Source organism: Pseudoxanthomonas sp. YR558 (genome assembly GCF_900116385.1).
Taxonomy (GTDB): domain Bacteria; phylum Pseudomonadota; class Gammaproteobacteria; order Xanthomonadales; family Xanthomonadaceae; genus Pseudoxanthomonas_A.
Genome location: NZ_FPCI01000002.1, coordinates 959080 through 974785, shown reverse-complemented (window position 1 = coordinate 974785; position 15706 = coordinate 959080). Strand labels below are relative to the sequence as shown.

The following is a 15706-nucleotide window of genomic DNA, read 5'->3' as shown; positions in this document are numbered from 1 at the left end:
GGCGGGATCGGTTCAATCGTTGGAGGGTGGGACGCAGGGATCAGCGTCCCCGCAAACGAAAAGCCCCGCACGCGGCGGGGCCCTTCGCGACGCGTGTGCGCGAAGCCTCAGGCTTCCGCTACCACGCTGACGGTGCGGCGCTTCTTGGCGCCCTTGATCGAGAACTCGACCTTGCCGTCGACCAGCGCGAACAGCGTGTGGTCGCGACCCAGGCCGACGCCCGGACCCGGGTGGAACTGGGTGCCGCGCTGGCGAATGATGATGTTGCCCGCGTCGATCGCCTGACCGCCAAAGACCTTCACGCCCAGCATCTTCGGGTTGGAGTCGCGGCCGTTGCGCGATGAGCCTACGCCCTTTTTATGTGCCATGACTGCTTCTCCTTACTTGTTGATGCCGGTGATTTCGATTTCGGTGTAATGCTGCCGGTGACCCTGACGCTTCATGTGGTGCTTGCGGCGGCGGAACTTGATGATGCGCACCTTGTCGGCGCGGCCATGGCCGACGACCTTCGCGGTGACGTTGGCGCCCTTCAGGGCGTCGCCCAGGCTGATGGTCTCGCCATCGCCCAGCATCAGGATGTTGTCGAAGGTGATCTCGTTGCCGGCTTCGGCCTCGAGCTTCTCGACGCGGAGCGTCTCGCCCTTCATCACGCGGTACTGCTTACCGCCAGTGACTACGACTGCGTACATGTGGATTCCTTGGTTTCTGTAGTTATTTTCTGGAGCCTGCCTGCCATCGAGGGCGGACAGAAGCGGAATTCTAAGGGATTCAGACGGTTAGGGTCAACTCCCCCCCCCCTCCTCCTGACCATCCCGGCTCGATTGCGGACGGAATCCGCCCTAGGTGGGCCTCCACACTGACCGGCTTGGACCATCCGCCCCTCCCATAGCCCTTGAGATTCATGGACTTGCCCCGATCTTCCTGCCTGTCTCTGCCCTCAGCGGCTTCAGCGCATGCCCGCTTCGGGACGGTACGCGCCGGAACGGGGCTCGACAGTCCCACTGCCGCCTGACCGCTTCCACCTCTCCGCGTCTCCCTGCACTGGTGCATGGGGCGATTTGCCCCCATCTGAGCAGATCGCTACGCTTCCTTGTTCGCTTTCCGGATCCCCCACCCGATGGCCATGGACTTCATCCGCATCCGCGGCGCGCGGACGCACAACCTCAAGAACATCGACCTCGACCTCCCGCGCGACAAGCTGATCGTGATCACCGGCCTGTCCGGTTCGGGCAAGTCGTCGCTGGCGTTCGACACGATCTACGCCGAAGGCCAGCGCCGCTACGTCGAATCGCTGTCGGCCTACGCGCGGCAGTTCCTGTCGGTGATGGAAAAGCCCGATGTGGACCACATCGAAGGCCTGTCGCCGGCGATCTCGATCGAGCAGAAATCGACCAGCCACAATCCGCGATCGACGGTCGGCACGATCACCGAGATCTACGACTACCTCCGCCTGCTGTACGCCCGCGTGGGCTTGCCGCGCTGCCCGGACCACGGGTATCCGCTGGAGGCGCAGACGGTCAGCCAGATGGTCGACCAGGTGCTGGCGCTCGACGGCGAGCAGCGCTACATGCTGCTGGCGCCGGTAATCCGTGAACGCAAGGGCGAGCACGCACAGGTGTTCGACCAACTACGCGCCCAGGGCTTCGTCCGCGTGCGCGTGGACGGCGAGTTGTACGAGATCGATGCCGTGCCGGCGTTGGCGCTGCGCCAGAAACACACGATCGAAGCGGTGATCGACCGCTTCCGTCCGCGCGAAGACCTCAAGCAACGCCTGGCGGAAAGCTTCGAGACCGCGCTGAAGCTGGGCGATGGCATGGCCCAGGTGATGTCGCTGGACCAGCCCGAATCCGCACCGCTGCTGTTCTCATCCAAATACTCCTGCCCGGTCTGCGATTACTCGCTGCCGGAGCTGGAACCGCGCCTGTTCTCTTTCAACTCGCCGGTCGGCGCCTGCCCGACCTGTGATGGCCTGGGCGTTGCGCAATTCTTCGACCCGGCGCGCGTCGTGGTCCATCCGGAGTTGTCGCTGGCCGCCGGCGCCGTGCGTGGCTGGGATCGCCGCAATGCCTACTACTTCCAACTGATCGCGTCGCTGGCCAAGCACTACCAGTTCGACACCGACGCGACATGGCAGTCGCTGCCCGAAAAGGTGCAGCAAGCCGTGCTGTACGGCAGTGGCGAAGACGTCATCACCTTCACCTACCTCACCGAATCGGGCGGGCGCACGCAGCGCAAGCACCGCTTCGAAGGCATCGTGCCCAACCTCGAACGCCGCTACCGCGAGACCGAATCGCCGGCGGTGCGCGAGGAACTCGCGAAGTACATCAGCGACCGGCCTTGCCCGGATTGCGCAGGCGCACGACTGAACAAGTCGGCGCGCAACGTCTTCGTCGCCGACCGTCCGCTGCCTTCGCTGGTGGTGCTGCCGGTGGACGAAGCATTGGCCTTCTTTCGTGGCCTCGATCTGCCCGGCTGGCGCGGCGAAATCGCGACGAAGATCGTCAAGGAAATCGCCGAGCGCCTCGGGTTCCTGGTCGATGTCGGCCTGGACTACCTCACCCTCGAGCGCAAGGCGGACACGCTGTCCGGCGGCGAAGCCCAGCGCATCCGCCTGGCATCGCAGATCGGCGCCGGGCTGGTCGGCGTGATGTACGTACTGGATGAGCCCAGCATCGGCCTGCACCAGCGCGACAACGAGCGCCTGCTCGGTACGCTGACGCGCCTGCGCGATCTGGGCAACACGGTGATCGTGGTCGAACACGATGAAGACGCCATCCGCATGGCGGACTACGTGCTCGACATCGGGCCGGGTGCGGGCGTGCATGGTGGCGAGATCGTCGGCCAGGGCACCCTCGACGACTTGTTGAAGGCGCCTCGCTCGCTGACAGGTCAGTATCTCTCCGGCAAGCGCCAGATCGAAGTGCCGAAGGCGCGCCACAAGGCGAACCCGAAGATGACGCTGCACCTGCGCGGCGCGACGGGCAACAACCTGAAGGATGTGGACCTCGACGTCCCGTCGGGACTGTTCACCTGCATCACCGGTGTGTCCGGCTCGGGCAAGTCGACGCTGATCAACGACACCCTGTACGCGCTGGCCGCCAACGAGATCAACGGCGCATCGCACAAGCCCGCGCCGTACCGCGAGATCGAAGGCCTCGACCTGTTCGACAAGGTCGTGGACATCGACCAGTCGCCGATCGGCCGCACGCCGCGTTCGAACCCCGCGACGTACACCGGCTTGTTCACGCCGCTGCGCGAACTGTATGCGCAGGTGCCTGAAGCGCGCGCGCGCGGCTATTCGCCGGGCCGCTTCAGCTTTAACGTGCGCGGTGGCCGCTGCGAGGCCTGTCAGGGCGACGGCATGATCAAGGTCGAGATGCACTTCCTGCCGGACGTGTACGTACCCTGCGACGTCTGCCACGGCAAGCGCTACAACCGCGAGACGCTGGAGATCCTTTACAAGGGCTACAACATCAACGACGTGCTGGAAATGACGGTCGAGGATGCACTGACCCTGTTCGAGCCGGTGCCGTCGATCGCGCGGAAGCTGGAAACGCTCGTGGACGTGGGCCTGAGCTACGTCAAGCTGGGCCAGAGCGCGACCACGCTGTCCGGTGGCGAAGCGCAACGCGTGAAGCTGTCGAAGGAGCTCTCGCGCCGCGACACGGGCCGCACGCTGTACATCCTGGATGAGCCCACGACGGGCCTGCACTTCCACGACATCGAGCACTTGCTCGCCGTACTGCACAAGCTGCGCGATGACGGCAACACGATCGTCGTGATCGAGCACAACCTGGACGTCATCAAGACGGCCGACTGGGTCGTCGACCTCGGGCCCGAAGGTGGGCACCGGGGCGGACGCATCCTGGCCACCGGCACGCCCGAGGACATCGCGGCGCATCCGGAATCGCATACCGGCCGCTTCCTCGCCAAGCTGCTGCCGCCGGCCAAAGTGCCCAAGCCGACGAAGCCCGCGGCCATGGCGAAGCCCGATGTGCTACCACCCCGCAAATCCGCCACCAAAACCACGAAGAAGAAGGCCGCGTCATGAGCCAACCCCACGACGACGGCCGCAAACTGCTGGCGAAGATCCCGATCAGCGTGCGCTGGCGGGACATGGACAGCATGGGCCACGTGAACAACGCCAAGTACATTTCGTACCTGGAGGAAGCGCGCGTGCGCTGGATGCTGACGGTGCCGGAAGTCTCGATGACCGACCGCATCGCGCCCGTCGTGGCCGCCAACAACATCAACTACAAGCGCCCGCTGACCTGGCCGAACGACGTGGTGGTGGAACTCTACGTCGACCGGCTCGGCACCAGCAGCGTCACCATCGGGCACCGGATCGTGTCGGCGAAGGACGACAGCGTGCTGTATTCCGACGGCAACGTGGTGGTGGTGTGGATGGACACCCAGACCGGCCATAGCGCACCGCTGCCGGCGGCGATCCGGGCGGTGTCGGAGTAGTCAGCGGATCAGGGCGCGCTCTTGCGCGCCTCGAACTGCACCGGCACCGAGCGCCCGTCGGCCAGCTTCAGCGTGATCACCACCTTCTCGCCGGCAGCCACTGGCGCATAAGCGCCATGCAGCATCAGGTGCAGGCCGCCGGGCTTCAGTTCGACCTGCTTGCCGGGTGCGATGGGCAGACGCTCCACTTCGCGCATCCGGCTGACGCCGCCTTCATCGCGCGTTTCGTGCAGCGACACGTCCGCGAAGGCCAGGCTCTCCGCCCCCACCACCGTGACCGGTGCGCGGCACGGATTCTCGATGCGGGCGAAGCCGGCCATCATCGGCATGGCCACCGGCGGTACGCGCACCCAGGCGCCTTGCGCCTTCGGCAAGCATTCGGCGGCCATGGCGGGGAGCGCGCTGGCAAACGCCAGACCCAGCAGCGGGAGCATCACGAAGCGTCGGTTCATGCGCCTATGATAGCGACCTGACTCCAGGGAGATGGTGAATGAGCGCCCTCATCGAAATCGCCGATCACGGCGACATCCGCGAGATCCGGCTGGCGCGCGCGCCGGTCAACGCCCTCAACACGGACCTGTGCCGCGCCCTGATCGATGCGCTCAATACCGCGCTCGATGACGGCGTGCGTGGCATCGTGCTGGCCGGCAATCCCAAGATCTTTTCCGCCGGCATGGACGTGCCCTACCTGATGTCGCTGGGCGACGACCGCAAGTCGCTGCTCGATGCCTGGCAGGCGTTCTTCGGTGCGGCGCGCACGCTGGCGGAATCACGCGTGCCCGTGGTCGCCGCGATCACCGGCCACGCGCCGGCAGGCGGCTGCGTGCTGGCCCTGTGCTGCGACTACCGCGTGATGGCACGCAGCCCCGATCCGGCGCGTCCGTTCGCGTTGGGGCTCAATGAAACACAGGTCGGCCTGGTGGTACCGGAAGGCATCCAACGCCTGATGCGCCGCGTGGTGGGCCCCTATCGCGCGGAGCGCCTATTGGTGGCCGGCGAGATGGTGCCGGCCGAGCGCGCGCTGGAAATCGGCCTGGTCGATGAACTGGTGGACCAGGACAACGTCACCACGCGTGCGATTGCCTGGCTACAACATCTACTGGCACTGCCGCACCATCCGATGCTGCAGACCCGTGCCCTCGCCCGTCGCGACCTTGTGGAAGCGCTGGACCCGGGATTGATCCAGCTCGAGCGCTTCGTCGATGCCTGGCATGCGCCGGACACGCAGGCCGCGCTGCGCGCGTTGATCGACAAATTGAAAAAGTAGCGCGCCGCGCTTCAAGGGCCGCGTGCGACCGGGCGAGCAGCGTTGCTGATCCAGCCGCTCCACGATCCGGGATAGACCCGTGCACCGTGCAGGCCGGCATGTTCGAAGGCGAGCAGCAGATGGCATGCCGTCACGCCGGAACCGCACATCAGCACGCTCTCGGAACTCTGGTGATCGCCCAGCAGGGGCGACAGCAGGGAACGCAACTCGGACGCCGATGTGAAGCGCCCATCGCGGAGTGCCTGAGCGAACGGCAGATTGACCGCACCCGGCACGTGGCCCGCGATGGGATCGATGGGTTCGACTTCGCCGCGGAAACGTTCGCCTGCCCGCGCGTCGAACAACCACCCCGAGTCTTCGCCCAGGCGCGCCACCACCTCGTCCGTACTCACGCACTGTCGCATGTCGAAACGTGCCGGATACGCTGGCGTCGGCGCGATATCAGGAAGCGCCGCGGTCTCGGCACCCCCCGCGGCACGCCAGGCGGCCAGCCCACCGTCGAGGACGGCAACGCGCTCATGGCCAAGCAATTTCAACAGCCACCACGCGCGGGCGGCGGCCATGCTGCCATCGCCCGCGTCGTACACCACGACTTGATGCGCTGGCGCGATGCCCCACTCGCCAAGCCGGCGCGTGAAGACGGCCTCATCGGGCATGGGGTGCCTCCCCTCGCCGACTTTGGAAAGATCCGACAGATCCAGATTCAGATCGGCATAGACCGCGCCGGGGAGATGCCCCTGTGCATAGGCTTGGCGGCCTGCGTCGGGGGCTGCGTTGAGCATGACGAAACGCGCATCCACCAATCGAAGGTCGGGTGCGCCGATGGCGGCCGACAATGCCTGTGCATCGACAAGCGCGGTCCAGTTCATGCGAGTTGCTCCAGGCGTTGCCGCAGGTTGAACAGGATGGCGGCGGTGGCGCCCCAGATGCGCTGCCCTGGCCAGTCGTACTCGAGCACCGCGCGGCGGCGGCCACGGTAGTCGACCTCCACGCGGCGCAGGTTGTCGGGTGCGAGCAGGTAGTCGAGCGGCACTTCGAAGACATCGGCCACCTCGCCGGGCTCCGGCGTCGGCACGAACGCCGGATCGATCACCGCCACCACCGGCACCACGCGGAAGCCGCTGATGGTGGTGAAGGGGTCCAGGAAGCCTAGCGGCACCGCCTGCGAGGCCTGCAACGCGATCTCCTCGCGGCTCTCGCGCAGCGCAGCGGCCACGACGTCCGCGTCGCTGGGCTCGATGCGTCCGCCGGGGAAACTTACCTGTCCGCCATGGTGGCGCAGTCCGTCCGTGCGTCGCGTCAGCAACACCTGGGTGCCGCTGTCGCGCGGGACCAGGCCGGCGAGCACCGCGGCCTCCGCCAGCGGCCCGGGCGGTAACAGATCGATGAGTTCTTCGTGGTTCCAACCCGCCGTGCGCGGTACTGCGCCCAACGGATGGAGGGCGCGCTGCAAGCGGGCGCCTTCGTGCAATTGTTCGACAAGCGGCGCGCGCGCGCGTTCGCGTGCAGGCAGCACGGATTCCATCAGGCGCAGGCGTTCGTCATCGTTCATCTGCGACCAGCGTGCGATCTCCGAGGTGGTGCGCAGGCAACCCTGGCAGAGGCCGGCGTCGTCGAGCGTGCAAACGCCGATACACGGGCTGAGCACGGCGCGGAAAGCGGTATTCATGTCGTCGGACACCTGCGGAGGGTAGCGCGAAAAAGCTTCCTGCCGCGAAAAGCACTGCGCCGGCACGAGGCCGGCGCAGGGATGGAACGATCAGGCGGGAATTACTTGGCGCTGACCAGCTTGATCTCGAACACGACGGCCACGTTGGGCGGGAAGCCCGTGCGCGGGTCGGCGCCATACGCCTTCTCCGGCGGCAGCGCGACTTCCCACTTCGAGCCGACCGGCATCTGCAGCAGTACTTCGCGCATAGCCTGCATTTCGATGGCGCTGACCTTCACGTCCTTCATCTGCTGCGGCGGACGCGCCTCAGCGGGGCGCTGGCCCATCGGATAGGCGCCTGCTACCTGCAACTCGACGGTGCTGGCCTGCGTCGGCTTCGCACCGGTGCCATTCTCCAACACCTTGTAAGCGACGCCGCTGGGCAGCAGCTTCACACCGGCCTGACCCTTGAAGCTGGCGATGAACTGGTCGCTCTTGGTCTTGTTTTCGGCCGCGACCTTGTCGTACTCGGCCTTGGCCTGCTGCGCGCGGGCCTGCTCACGTTTCTGGAAGGCTTCCAGCGCGGGCTTCAGCTGCTCACTGGTCAGCGCGGGCTTTTGCTTGGCGTAGGCATCCTGCAGGCCCTTGACGACGGAATTGATGTCCAGCTGCTCGCCACGGGCGGTCAGCTCGGCCAGGTTGTTGCCATAGTCGTAGCCGAAGTAGTAGCTCAGCTTGCCCTTCTCGGACGATACGTCCTGGGCCAGGGCGCTACCGGCCATGGCGAATGCCGCAACAGCGACCACTAACGAACGCAACTTCATCAAAACACTCTCCGGGATGGGCGGCATACCGCCTGGAATGGACGCGCTAGGATAGCGGCCGGGGCGCTTAACCGCCACTGACAGCAGGCTGCTCTGACCGGCCCTCCGCGACAGAGTTCCCTCTTTACCGAATTTTTACAAAACCCCTGAAAATCCCATGTCCGAAAGCCTTGTTCTGGTTAGCGATGCCGATGGCATCCGCCGCCTCACCGTTCATCGTCCCGACAAGCTGAACGCCCTGAATGCGGCCACGCTCGACGCGTTGCAGGCCGCCTTCACGGCCGCTGCCGAAGACGCGTCCGTGCGCGTGGTCATCCTGACCGGCGCGGGCCCGAAGGCCTTCGTGGCGGGGGCGGACATCGCTGAAATGGCGGACCTGCGGGCCACCGACGGCCGCGATTTCTCGCTGCGCGGCCAGCGGTTGATGCGCACCATCGAAACGCTGCCCAAGCCCGTGATCGCGATGGTCAACGGGTTCGCCCTGGGCGGCGGCCTCGAACTGGCGATGGCCTGCCACCTGCGCATTGCCGCGGACACGGCTAAGGTCGGGCAGCCGGAAATCAACCTGGGACTGATCCCCGGCTTCGGGGGCAGCCAGCGCCTGCTGCGCCTCGCCGGCCGTGCCGCGACCCTGGAACTTTGCCTGCTGGGCACACCGATCACGGCCGAACGCGCGCTGCAGTTGGGCATCATCAACCGGGTCGTGCCGGCGGCAGAGCTGGAGGACGAAACCCAAAAGGTTGCCGCGCAGCTTGCGGTCTCCGCACCGCTGGCCCTGCGCGCCACGCTGGATGTGGTCAACATCGGTGGCGAGTGCGGCATCGAGGAAGGCCTGCAGTATGAAACCGCGCAGTTCGGCCTGATGTTCTCGACCGATGACATGCGCGAAGGGACGCGCGCCTTCACTGAACGCCGCAAGCCCAGCTTCACCGGCCGTTGAGCCACATGACTGCGCCCTGCCCCGGCTGCGAGGAGGCACGCGACCTGGCACGCTTGCTGGCCGACGACGAGGTCGATGCTGCGTTGCAGGCCGGCCTCATGGCGTGGGCGCCGTGCGCAGGTGGATGCACCGCGCCTGCGGATGCAGACGCGATCATCCGCGCGCAGGTTCGCCTGCACGCCGCGTGGGCAGCACGCGAACGCTACCGCCAGCGCGCGGCGCGACTGGAACGTCGTGCGGCCGAACGCGAGGCAAGGCGCGTCACGCTGCAGCCCGTCGGTCCCGCGACACCGGTGAGACCCGCGTTGCCGGCGGCTGCCGCCGCCATCCTGGAACGCGCACGCGCCAAGGCCGCGGAGCGCACCAAACCATGAGTGCACCGCGGCGGAGCCCGACGCTCAAGCGTGATGAAGTGGTGGAACTGTTCTCGCGGTTGCGCGAACTCAATCCCCGTCCGACCACGGAACTGGAATACAGCACGCCCTTCGAGTTGTTGGTCGCGGTGACCCTGTCCGCGCAGGCGACCGACGTGGGCGTCAACAAGGCGACGCGACGGCTCTTCCCCGTGGCCAACACCCCGGCCGCGATCCTTGCGCTTGGCGAAGAGGGGTTGAAGAAGTACATCGCGACGATCGGCTTGTTCAACGCCAAGGCGAAGAACGTGATCGCCACTTGCCGCATCCTCATCGATCAGTACGGCGGCGAGGTGCCGCGCTCGCGCGAAGCACTGGAAGGCTTGCCTGGCGTGGGACGCAAGACCGCGAACGTGGTGCTCAATACCGCCTTCGGTGAACCGACCATTGCGGTGGACACGCACATCTTCCGCGTGGCCAACCGCACCGGCCTGGCGCCCGGCAAGGACGTCCGCGCGGTGGAGGACAAACTGCTGAAGGTGGTGCCAGCGGAGTTCATGCAGGATGCGCATCACTGGTTGATCCTGCACGGCCGCTACGTGTGCAAGGCGCGCAAGCCGGACTGCCCGCAGTGCGTGATCCGCGACATCTGCCGCTTCAAGGAGAAGACGGCGGCCTGATGCGGCCGCCGTCGCTTGCGCTTACTGCTCGTCCCGTTCCACGAACGGCTTGCGCGGCAGGCGCTCTTCGCGCATCGCGGCGTGGTACGCGAACGAAGCGATGATCGCCGCGGCCTGCTTCAGGTCTTCCGGCACCACGTGGTCGTAGGTGTCCAGATGCGTGTGGTGGACGTGGGTGAAGTAGTCCGCCGGGTCCTGCACGAACTGGAAACCCGGCAGGCCGACACGGTCGAACGAGATGTGGTCCGTGCTGCCGGTGTTGCGGGTGGTCACGATGGTCGCGCCGATGTCGGCGAACGGCTCCAGCCATGCCTTGAAGATCGGCACGGCGGCATGGTTTTCCTGTGCATAGATGCCGCGGATGCGGCCCGTGCCGTTGTCGAAGTTGAAGTACGTAGAGAAGCTCCCGTAACCACGCTGGCGTTGCAATGGCCCGGTGCCACGCTGGTATGCACGGGGCAACGCCTTCTGCTCCGGATCGGTCGGGGGCGGGTAGTCGGCCAGGTACTTGGCGACGTAGCCCGCCGAGCCGTGCAGTCCCTGTTCTTCACCGCCCCACAGCGCCAGGCGGATGGTGCGGCGGGGCTTCACCCCGATCGCTTTCAGGATGCGCATGGCCTCCATCATCACGACGACGCCGGCGCCGTTGTCGCTGGCGCCTGTCCCGGTGTGCCACGAATCCAGGTGCGCGCCGATCATGACGACCTCGCCCGCCTTGCCACCGCTGCCCGGGATTTCCGCGAACGTGTTGGTGGCCGGCAGGTCCTGCTCGCTGGTGAAGCGGGAATCGACGTCGATGCGCAGGCGCACCGGCTGCTTCCCCTGCACCGCACGCACCAGCGGGTTGTAGTGCTCGGTAGGCAGGACCAGCTCGGTCACGCCCACCGGCTCGTCCGCCTTGCGCGCACCACCGCCGGTGGCACGGATGATGCCGTTGTCCCACGAGCTGAGCGAGAGCGTCGCGAGTACACCCTCTTCCGCAAGGAAGGTATTCAGCGCCTTGGTCAGGGCCTGGCGCTTGCGGTACTCCTCCAGGCGCTTCTCCTGCGCATCGGGTGCGGCGTCTTCGGCGATGGGGAATGTCTGCAGTTCGCCCAGGTCGGCCTCGCTGTAGCGACGGAAATCGGCCTTGTCGGCCGGCTTGAAGGCGCGCGCGTCGTCCAGCAGCACGATCTTCCCGCGCAGTTTGCCGCGCTGCTTGTCGATGTCCTCCAGCGTCTTGAACGAGGCCAGGACCACCTCGCCTTCCACCGCACCGCCGGTGCCGCGCGTCCAGGCCTTGGGCAGCGCATGCACGGGCGCCTGCCGCGGCGACACCATCTCCACGCGCGAAGATTCGAACGCCCAGCCGCGGCCGAAAGCAGGATCGAAGATCTCCTCGTGCACGCCGGACAGGCCCCAACCGGACAACTTGCCACGTGCCCACGCGCTGGCGCGCGCGTAGTTGGGCGACGCGGTTAAGCGCGGCCCGACGGTCTCGGTGAGCTCCTTCAGGTTGGCCGCTGCCTGCGAGCGGTTGAACGCCTCGTAGCGGATCCTCGCGACCACATCGAGGTCAACCGGTTCTCCGGAACCTCCCCACGCCGGCTGACAAAGCGCGATCCCCAGCGCCAAGGCGCCAATCCCCCTGCGGATTACCGTCATCGTTTTTCGATTCCCCTGAAGATGTGGCTTGCCCCGACGGACGCCCTGGACACTCGGCCTGTCACGACTCGGTCACGCCAGCGAAATAAGACAGCGCTGTAACAATAACGCAACTTTCACACCCTAGTCTTCGCGGCATCTTCCACCTCGCCCGAAGGGCTACCCCATGAAACTGTCCCGCAGCACCCTGTCCCTGGCCCTGCTCGCCGCCCTTGTTGCCCCGGCGGCGCACGCCGAGATCACCATCGACGTCATCGGCGGCTCGGAAGTGAGCTTTGAAGGCCTGGTGCAGGCCGACTTCTACAAGTTCGACAGCGACACCATCGATTACGGCGCGGACTCGTCGACCGATCTGGACGGCAAGGACTACCTGCAGGAACTGCGCCGCGCCGAGCTCGTTCTGAAAGGCAAGGGCCCGGGCAACATCGAGTGGGTGCTGGGCTACGACGCCAAGGACGACAAGTGGCTGGACGTGAACGCCAAGTACAAGTTCGGCAACAACGCCAACCATTTCATCCAGTTGGGCCAGTTCAAGCAGCCCGGCGCGACGCTGGAAGAGCTGTCGAGCACGAAGAACAATGATTTCGTCGCCAAGTCTTCGATCACGAACTCATTGGGCACCCCGCGCCGCGTCGGCTTCCAGTACAACATCGGCGACGCCGACTGGGCCGTGACGGCCAGCTACTTCGGTCGCGAGCTGACCCGCAACCGCGAGCACGGCAGCGGTTACGCCCTGCGCGGCTACTGGGCCCCGATCAACGAAGCCGGCAACGTGCTGCACTTCGGTGCCTCGTACCTGGACAAGGACACGGACGGCGACGTGATCCGCCTGCGCGCCCGCCCGATGGCCGACATGGTGCCGACGCGTTTCGTCGATACCGGCAGCAGCGGGCTGCGCGCCAGCGACCGCGCCAGCGTGATCGGCGCCGAGGGCCTGTGGATCAAGGGCCCCTTCAAGCTGCAGGCCGAATACATGACCATCGACGTGCAGCGCTACGGCAGCTTCGATGACTACAGCGGCGACGGCTACTACGTCTCGGGTCTGTGGAACCTGACGGGCGAGACCTGGGGCTACAAGTCCGGCACGCCGACTACGGGTCTGCCGAACGACCCCGGCAAGGGCATGTGGCAGCTCGGCCTGCGCTACGACACCATCGATCTGACCGATGGCGCGGTGGTCGGCGGCAAGATGGACAGCTGGACCGCCGGCGTGAACTGGTACTGGCACTCCAACTTCAAGTTCATGCTGAACTACGTGACCGTGAAGCAGGAAAAGGGTGTGCTCGAAGACAACCCGAACATCCTGGAAGCCCGCGCGCAGTTCTTCTGGTAACCCCCAGAGCCAAGCAAGGTACCTGCAAGGGGCGCGACGCGAGTCGCGCCCTTTTTTGCTGTCGAGCGGCGCGAGGCCGTCACGCGACTGTCATACATGAGACACCGAGCTGTCATGGAAACGTCGTGAAATGCGCCCTGACGGCAGCACTCGCCGCTTTTTCCTCCAGGAGCCTTTCGTGTTCAAGTCCTTCAAGTCCCGCGCCGCGCTTCTGGCGCTCGCCACCGCGGTCTCGGCCAACGCCGCTGCCGCCGACGTGACCGGCGCCGGCGCCTCGTTCGTCTATCCCGTGATGTCCAAGTGGTCGGCCGACTACGCCAAGGCCACTAACAAGCGGGTCAACTACCAGTCGATCGGCTCCGGCGGCGGCATCGCGCAGATCAAGGCCGGCACGGTGGACTTCGGCTCGTCCGATGCCCCGCTCAAGCCGGAAGAGCTGGCCAAGTTCAATCTCGCCCAGTTCCCGTCGGTGATCGGCGGCGTCGTGCCGGTGATCAACGTTCCGGGCGTGGCCTCCGGCGCGCTCAAGCTGGATGGCGAGCTGCTGGCCGACATCTTCCTGGGCAAGATCAAGGCCTGGAACGACCCGCGCATTGCGGCCCTGAACGGTGGCGTGCAGCTGCCGAACCAGAAGATCACCGTCGTGCACCGTTCGGACGGTTCCGGCACCACGTTCAACTTCGTCAACTACCTCTCCAAGGTCAATCCGGAGTGGAAGAAGTCGGTCGGTGAAGGCACCACGGTGCAGTGGCCGACCGGCATCGGCGGCAAGGGCAACGAAGGCGTCGCCGCCTATGTGAAGCAGATCAAGGGCGGCATCGGCTACGTCGAACTGTCGTATGCGCTGCAGAACAAGATGGCCTACGCCCGCTTGAAGAACGCCGCCGGCAACTTCGTCCTGCCGAGCGATGAAACCTTCGCCGCCGCCGCCGCCGGCGCCGACTGGGGCTCGGCCAAGGATTTCTACCTGGTCATGACCAACGCCCCTGGCGCGAATTCCTGGCCGATCACCGCCACCAATTTCATCCTGGTGAGCAAGCAGCCGAAGAACCCGCAGGGCACCCGCGATACGCGCGATTTCTTCACCTGGGTCTATGCCAACGGTGACGCACAGGCCAAGGCGCTGGATTACGTGCCGTTGCCCGACGCGCTGGTCAAGCAGGTCGAGGCCTACTGGTCGCAGAACGTCAAGTAACTGCACGGCTGGCACGGTCTCTCCCCCGTGCCGGCACCGAAGCTGCGCTCCCTCCCGCGCAGCCTCAACCGGCGGGCCTTCGGGCCCGCTTTCTATTTGGTCCCGGGCGAAGGGGCATGGCGGTCGCATGACAGTGCGAGACCACGATGTCATCACCCTGTAACAAAAACATCATTTCATAGCGTGGATCACAAACGACCCGTCTGGAGAGCCCATGCACGTCCGTAACGCCCGCCTGGCCACGCTGGCCCTGGCCACCGCCCTCTTCACCGCCGCCTGCGGTGGAAAGACCGATGCCCCGGCCGCGAGCACGGGCGTCGAAGGCGCTGCCGCTCCCACCGAAGGTGCGCAGAAGATCTCGGCCGAAATCACCGGCGCCGGCGCCTCCTTCATCTATCCGCTGATGGCTCGCTGGTCCACGGACTACAACAAGGCCACCGGCGCCAAGATCAACTACCAGTCGATCGGTTCCGGCGGCGGCATCGCGCAGATCAAGGCCGCGACCGTCGACTTCGGCTCGTCCGACAAGCCGCTGTCGCCGGAAGAACTGGCGCAGGCCGGCCTGGGCCAGTTTCCGTCGGTGATCGGCGGCGTGGTCCCGGTCATCAACCTGGAAGGCCTGCAGCCGGGCCAGCTGAAGCTCAACGGCACCGTGCTGGCGGACATCTTCCTGCACAAGATCACCACCTGGAACGATCCGGCCATCGTCGCGCTGAACCCGGGCGTCACCCTGCCGGCCGGCAAGATCAACACCGTGCACCGCTCCGATGGCTCGGGCACCACCTTCAACTTCGTCAACTACCTGTCCAAGGTCAGTCCGGCGTGGAAGGACACCGTCGGCGAAGGCACCAGCGTCAACTGGCCGGGCGGCGTCGGCGGTAAGGGCAACGAAGGCGTGGCTGCTTACGTGCGCCAGCTGAAGGGCTCGATCGGCTACGTCGAACTGGCCTACGCCGAGCAGAACAAGATGTCGTACGCCTCGCTGCAGAACGCGGCCGGTCAGTTCGTGCTGCCCACCGCCGAGAGCTTCGCCGCGGCCGCGGCCAGCGCCGACTGGGCCAACGCGAAGGACTTCAACCTGGTCATCACCAACGCGCCGGGCGAGCAGGCGTGGCCGATCACCGCCACCAACTTCATCCTGGTCTACAAGCAGCCCAAGGACGCGGCGAAGGCCAAGCACACGCTCGAATTCTTCAAGTGGGCCTACGCGCAGGGCCAGGCGCAGGCCAACGAACTGGATTACGTGCCGCTGCCCCCGGAACTGGTGGGCCAGATCGAGCAGTACTGGAGCACCGAGATCAAGCTCTGAGTCATCCGCACCGGGCTGCCGTGATGGGCGGCCCGGTGTCATCACG

At 66.0% G+C, this 15706-nt stretch carries 16 protein-coding genes; 9 read left to right on the top strand and 7 right to left on the bottom strand.

Going from position 1 to position 15706, the window contains the following annotated elements:
* Positions 1-107: 107 nt before the first annotated feature.
* Together rpmA and rplU are read right to left on the bottom strand one after the other, a co-directional pair.
* Positions 108-368: a 50S ribosomal protein L27 gene (gene rpmA, locus BM365_RS16150; protein ID WP_056878362.1), complete on the bottom strand. Its 261-nt coding sequence runs from the start codon at positions 366-368 to the stop codon at positions 108-110.
* Between the two features lie 12 nt (positions 369-380).
* Positions 381-689, bottom strand: coding sequence for a 50S ribosomal protein L21 (rplU, locus tag BM365_RS16145; protein WP_056878361.1), 309 nt, complete (start codon positions 687-689; stop codon positions 381-383).
* 428 nt (positions 690-1117) lie between these two features.
* Between rplU and uvrA the strand changes: the two genes are divergently transcribed.
* Together uvrA and BM365_RS16135 are read left to right on the top strand one after the other, a co-directional pair.
* Complete coding sequence (gene uvrA / locus BM365_RS16140) at positions 1118-4051, top strand: excinuclease ABC subunit UvrA (protein WP_093490495.1); 2934 nt, start codon at positions 1118-1120, stop codon at positions 4049-4051.
* On the top strand, positions 4048-4467 hold the full coding sequence (locus BM365_RS16135; RefSeq protein WP_056878359.1) for an acyl-CoA thioesterase: 420 nt from the start codon (positions 4048-4050) through the stop codon (positions 4465-4467). Before uvrA ends, BM365_RS16135 begins: the two co-directional genes overlap by 4 nt.
* Before the next feature lie 8 nt (positions 4468-4475).
* Here the strand turns inward: BM365_RS16135 and BM365_RS16130 are convergent, their stop codons facing one another.
* A complete protein-coding gene (locus tag BM365_RS16130) occupies positions 4476-4919 on the bottom strand; it encodes a copper chaperone PCu(A)C (RefSeq protein WP_093490494.1) in 444 nt (147 codons plus the stop codon).
* 38 nt (positions 4920-4957) lie between these two features.
* Here BM365_RS16130 and BM365_RS16125 point away from each other — a divergent pair, with 38 nt between their 5' ends.
* A complete protein-coding gene (locus BM365_RS16125) occupies positions 4958-5734 on the top strand; it encodes an enoyl-CoA hydratase/isomerase family protein (RefSeq protein ID WP_093490493.1) in 777 nt (258 codons plus the stop codon).
* Positions 5735-5745: 11 nt separating this feature from the next.
* Here BM365_RS16125 and BM365_RS16120 read toward each other — a convergent pair whose 3' ends face one another.
* From BM365_RS16120 to BM365_RS16110, 3 genes are all read right to left on the bottom strand, one after another.
* Positions 5746-6603 (bottom strand): sulfurtransferase, encoded by an 858-nt coding sequence (locus BM365_RS16120; protein WP_093490492.1) that lies wholly within the window; start codon positions 6601-6603, stop codon positions 5746-5748.
* Complete coding sequence (locus BM365_RS16115) at positions 6600-7403, bottom strand: NUDIX hydrolase (protein ID WP_093490839.1); 804 nt, start codon at positions 7401-7403, stop codon at positions 6600-6602. Before BM365_RS16115 ends, BM365_RS16120 begins: the two co-directional genes overlap by 4 nt.
* 101 nt (positions 7404-7504) lie before the next feature.
* Positions 7505-8206, bottom strand: a complete 702-nt coding sequence (locus BM365_RS16110) for an FKBP-type peptidyl-prolyl cis-trans isomerase N-terminal domain-containing protein (protein ID WP_093490491.1) — start codon at positions 8204-8206, stop codon at positions 7505-7507.
* A 157-nt stretch (positions 8207-8363) separates the two neighbouring features.
* Here BM365_RS16110 and BM365_RS16105 point away from each other — a divergent pair, with 157 nt between their 5' ends.
* The 3 genes from BM365_RS16105 to nth are packed head-to-tail and all read left to right on the top strand — an operon-like array spanning position 8364 to position 10179.
* On the top strand, positions 8364-9146 hold the full coding sequence (locus BM365_RS16105) for an enoyl-CoA hydratase/isomerase family protein (protein ID WP_093490490.1): 783 nt from the start codon (positions 8364-8366) through the stop codon (positions 9144-9146).
* Between the two features lie 5 nt (positions 9147-9151).
* On the top strand, positions 9152-9520 hold the full coding sequence (locus tag BM365_RS16100; protein WP_093490489.1) for a hypothetical protein: 369 nt from the start codon (positions 9152-9154) through the stop codon (positions 9518-9520).
* Positions 9517-10179: an endonuclease III gene (nth, locus tag BM365_RS16095; RefSeq protein WP_093490488.1), complete on the top strand. Its 663-nt coding sequence runs from the start codon at positions 9517-9519 to the stop codon at positions 10177-10179. The genes BM365_RS16100 and nth overlap by 4 nt, the downstream gene beginning before the upstream one ends.
* 21 nt (positions 10180-10200) lie before the next feature.
* Here the strand turns inward: nth and BM365_RS16090 are convergent, their stop codons facing one another.
* Entirely contained in the window at positions 10201-11823 is a 1623-nt protein-coding gene (locus BM365_RS16090) for a M28 family metallopeptidase (protein WP_093490487.1), read from the bottom strand.
* Positions 11824-11989: 166 nt separating this feature from the next.
* On the opposite strand from BM365_RS16090, the gene BM365_RS16085 reads away from it, so the two are divergent.
* The 3 genes from BM365_RS16085 to pstS (BM365_RS16075) all read left to right on the top strand — a co-directional run bounded on the left by BM365_RS16085 (position 11990) and on the right by pstS (BM365_RS16075) (position 15660).
* Positions 11990-13156 (top strand): OprO/OprP family phosphate-selective porin, encoded by a 1167-nt coding sequence (locus BM365_RS16085; RefSeq protein ID WP_093490486.1) that lies wholly within the window; start codon positions 11990-11992, stop codon positions 13154-13156.
* 178 nt (positions 13157-13334) lie between these two features.
* Positions 13335-14351, top strand: a complete 1017-nt coding sequence (pstS, locus tag BM365_RS16080; RefSeq protein ID WP_175502104.1) for a phosphate ABC transporter substrate-binding protein PstS — start codon at positions 13335-13337, stop codon at positions 14349-14351.
* A gap of 214 nt (positions 14352-14565) precedes the next feature.
* Entirely contained in the window at positions 14566-15660 is a 1095-nt protein-coding gene (gene pstS, locus BM365_RS16075; RefSeq protein ID WP_093490484.1) for a phosphate ABC transporter substrate-binding protein PstS, read from the top strand.
* Positions 15661-15706: the final 46 nt, after the last annotated feature.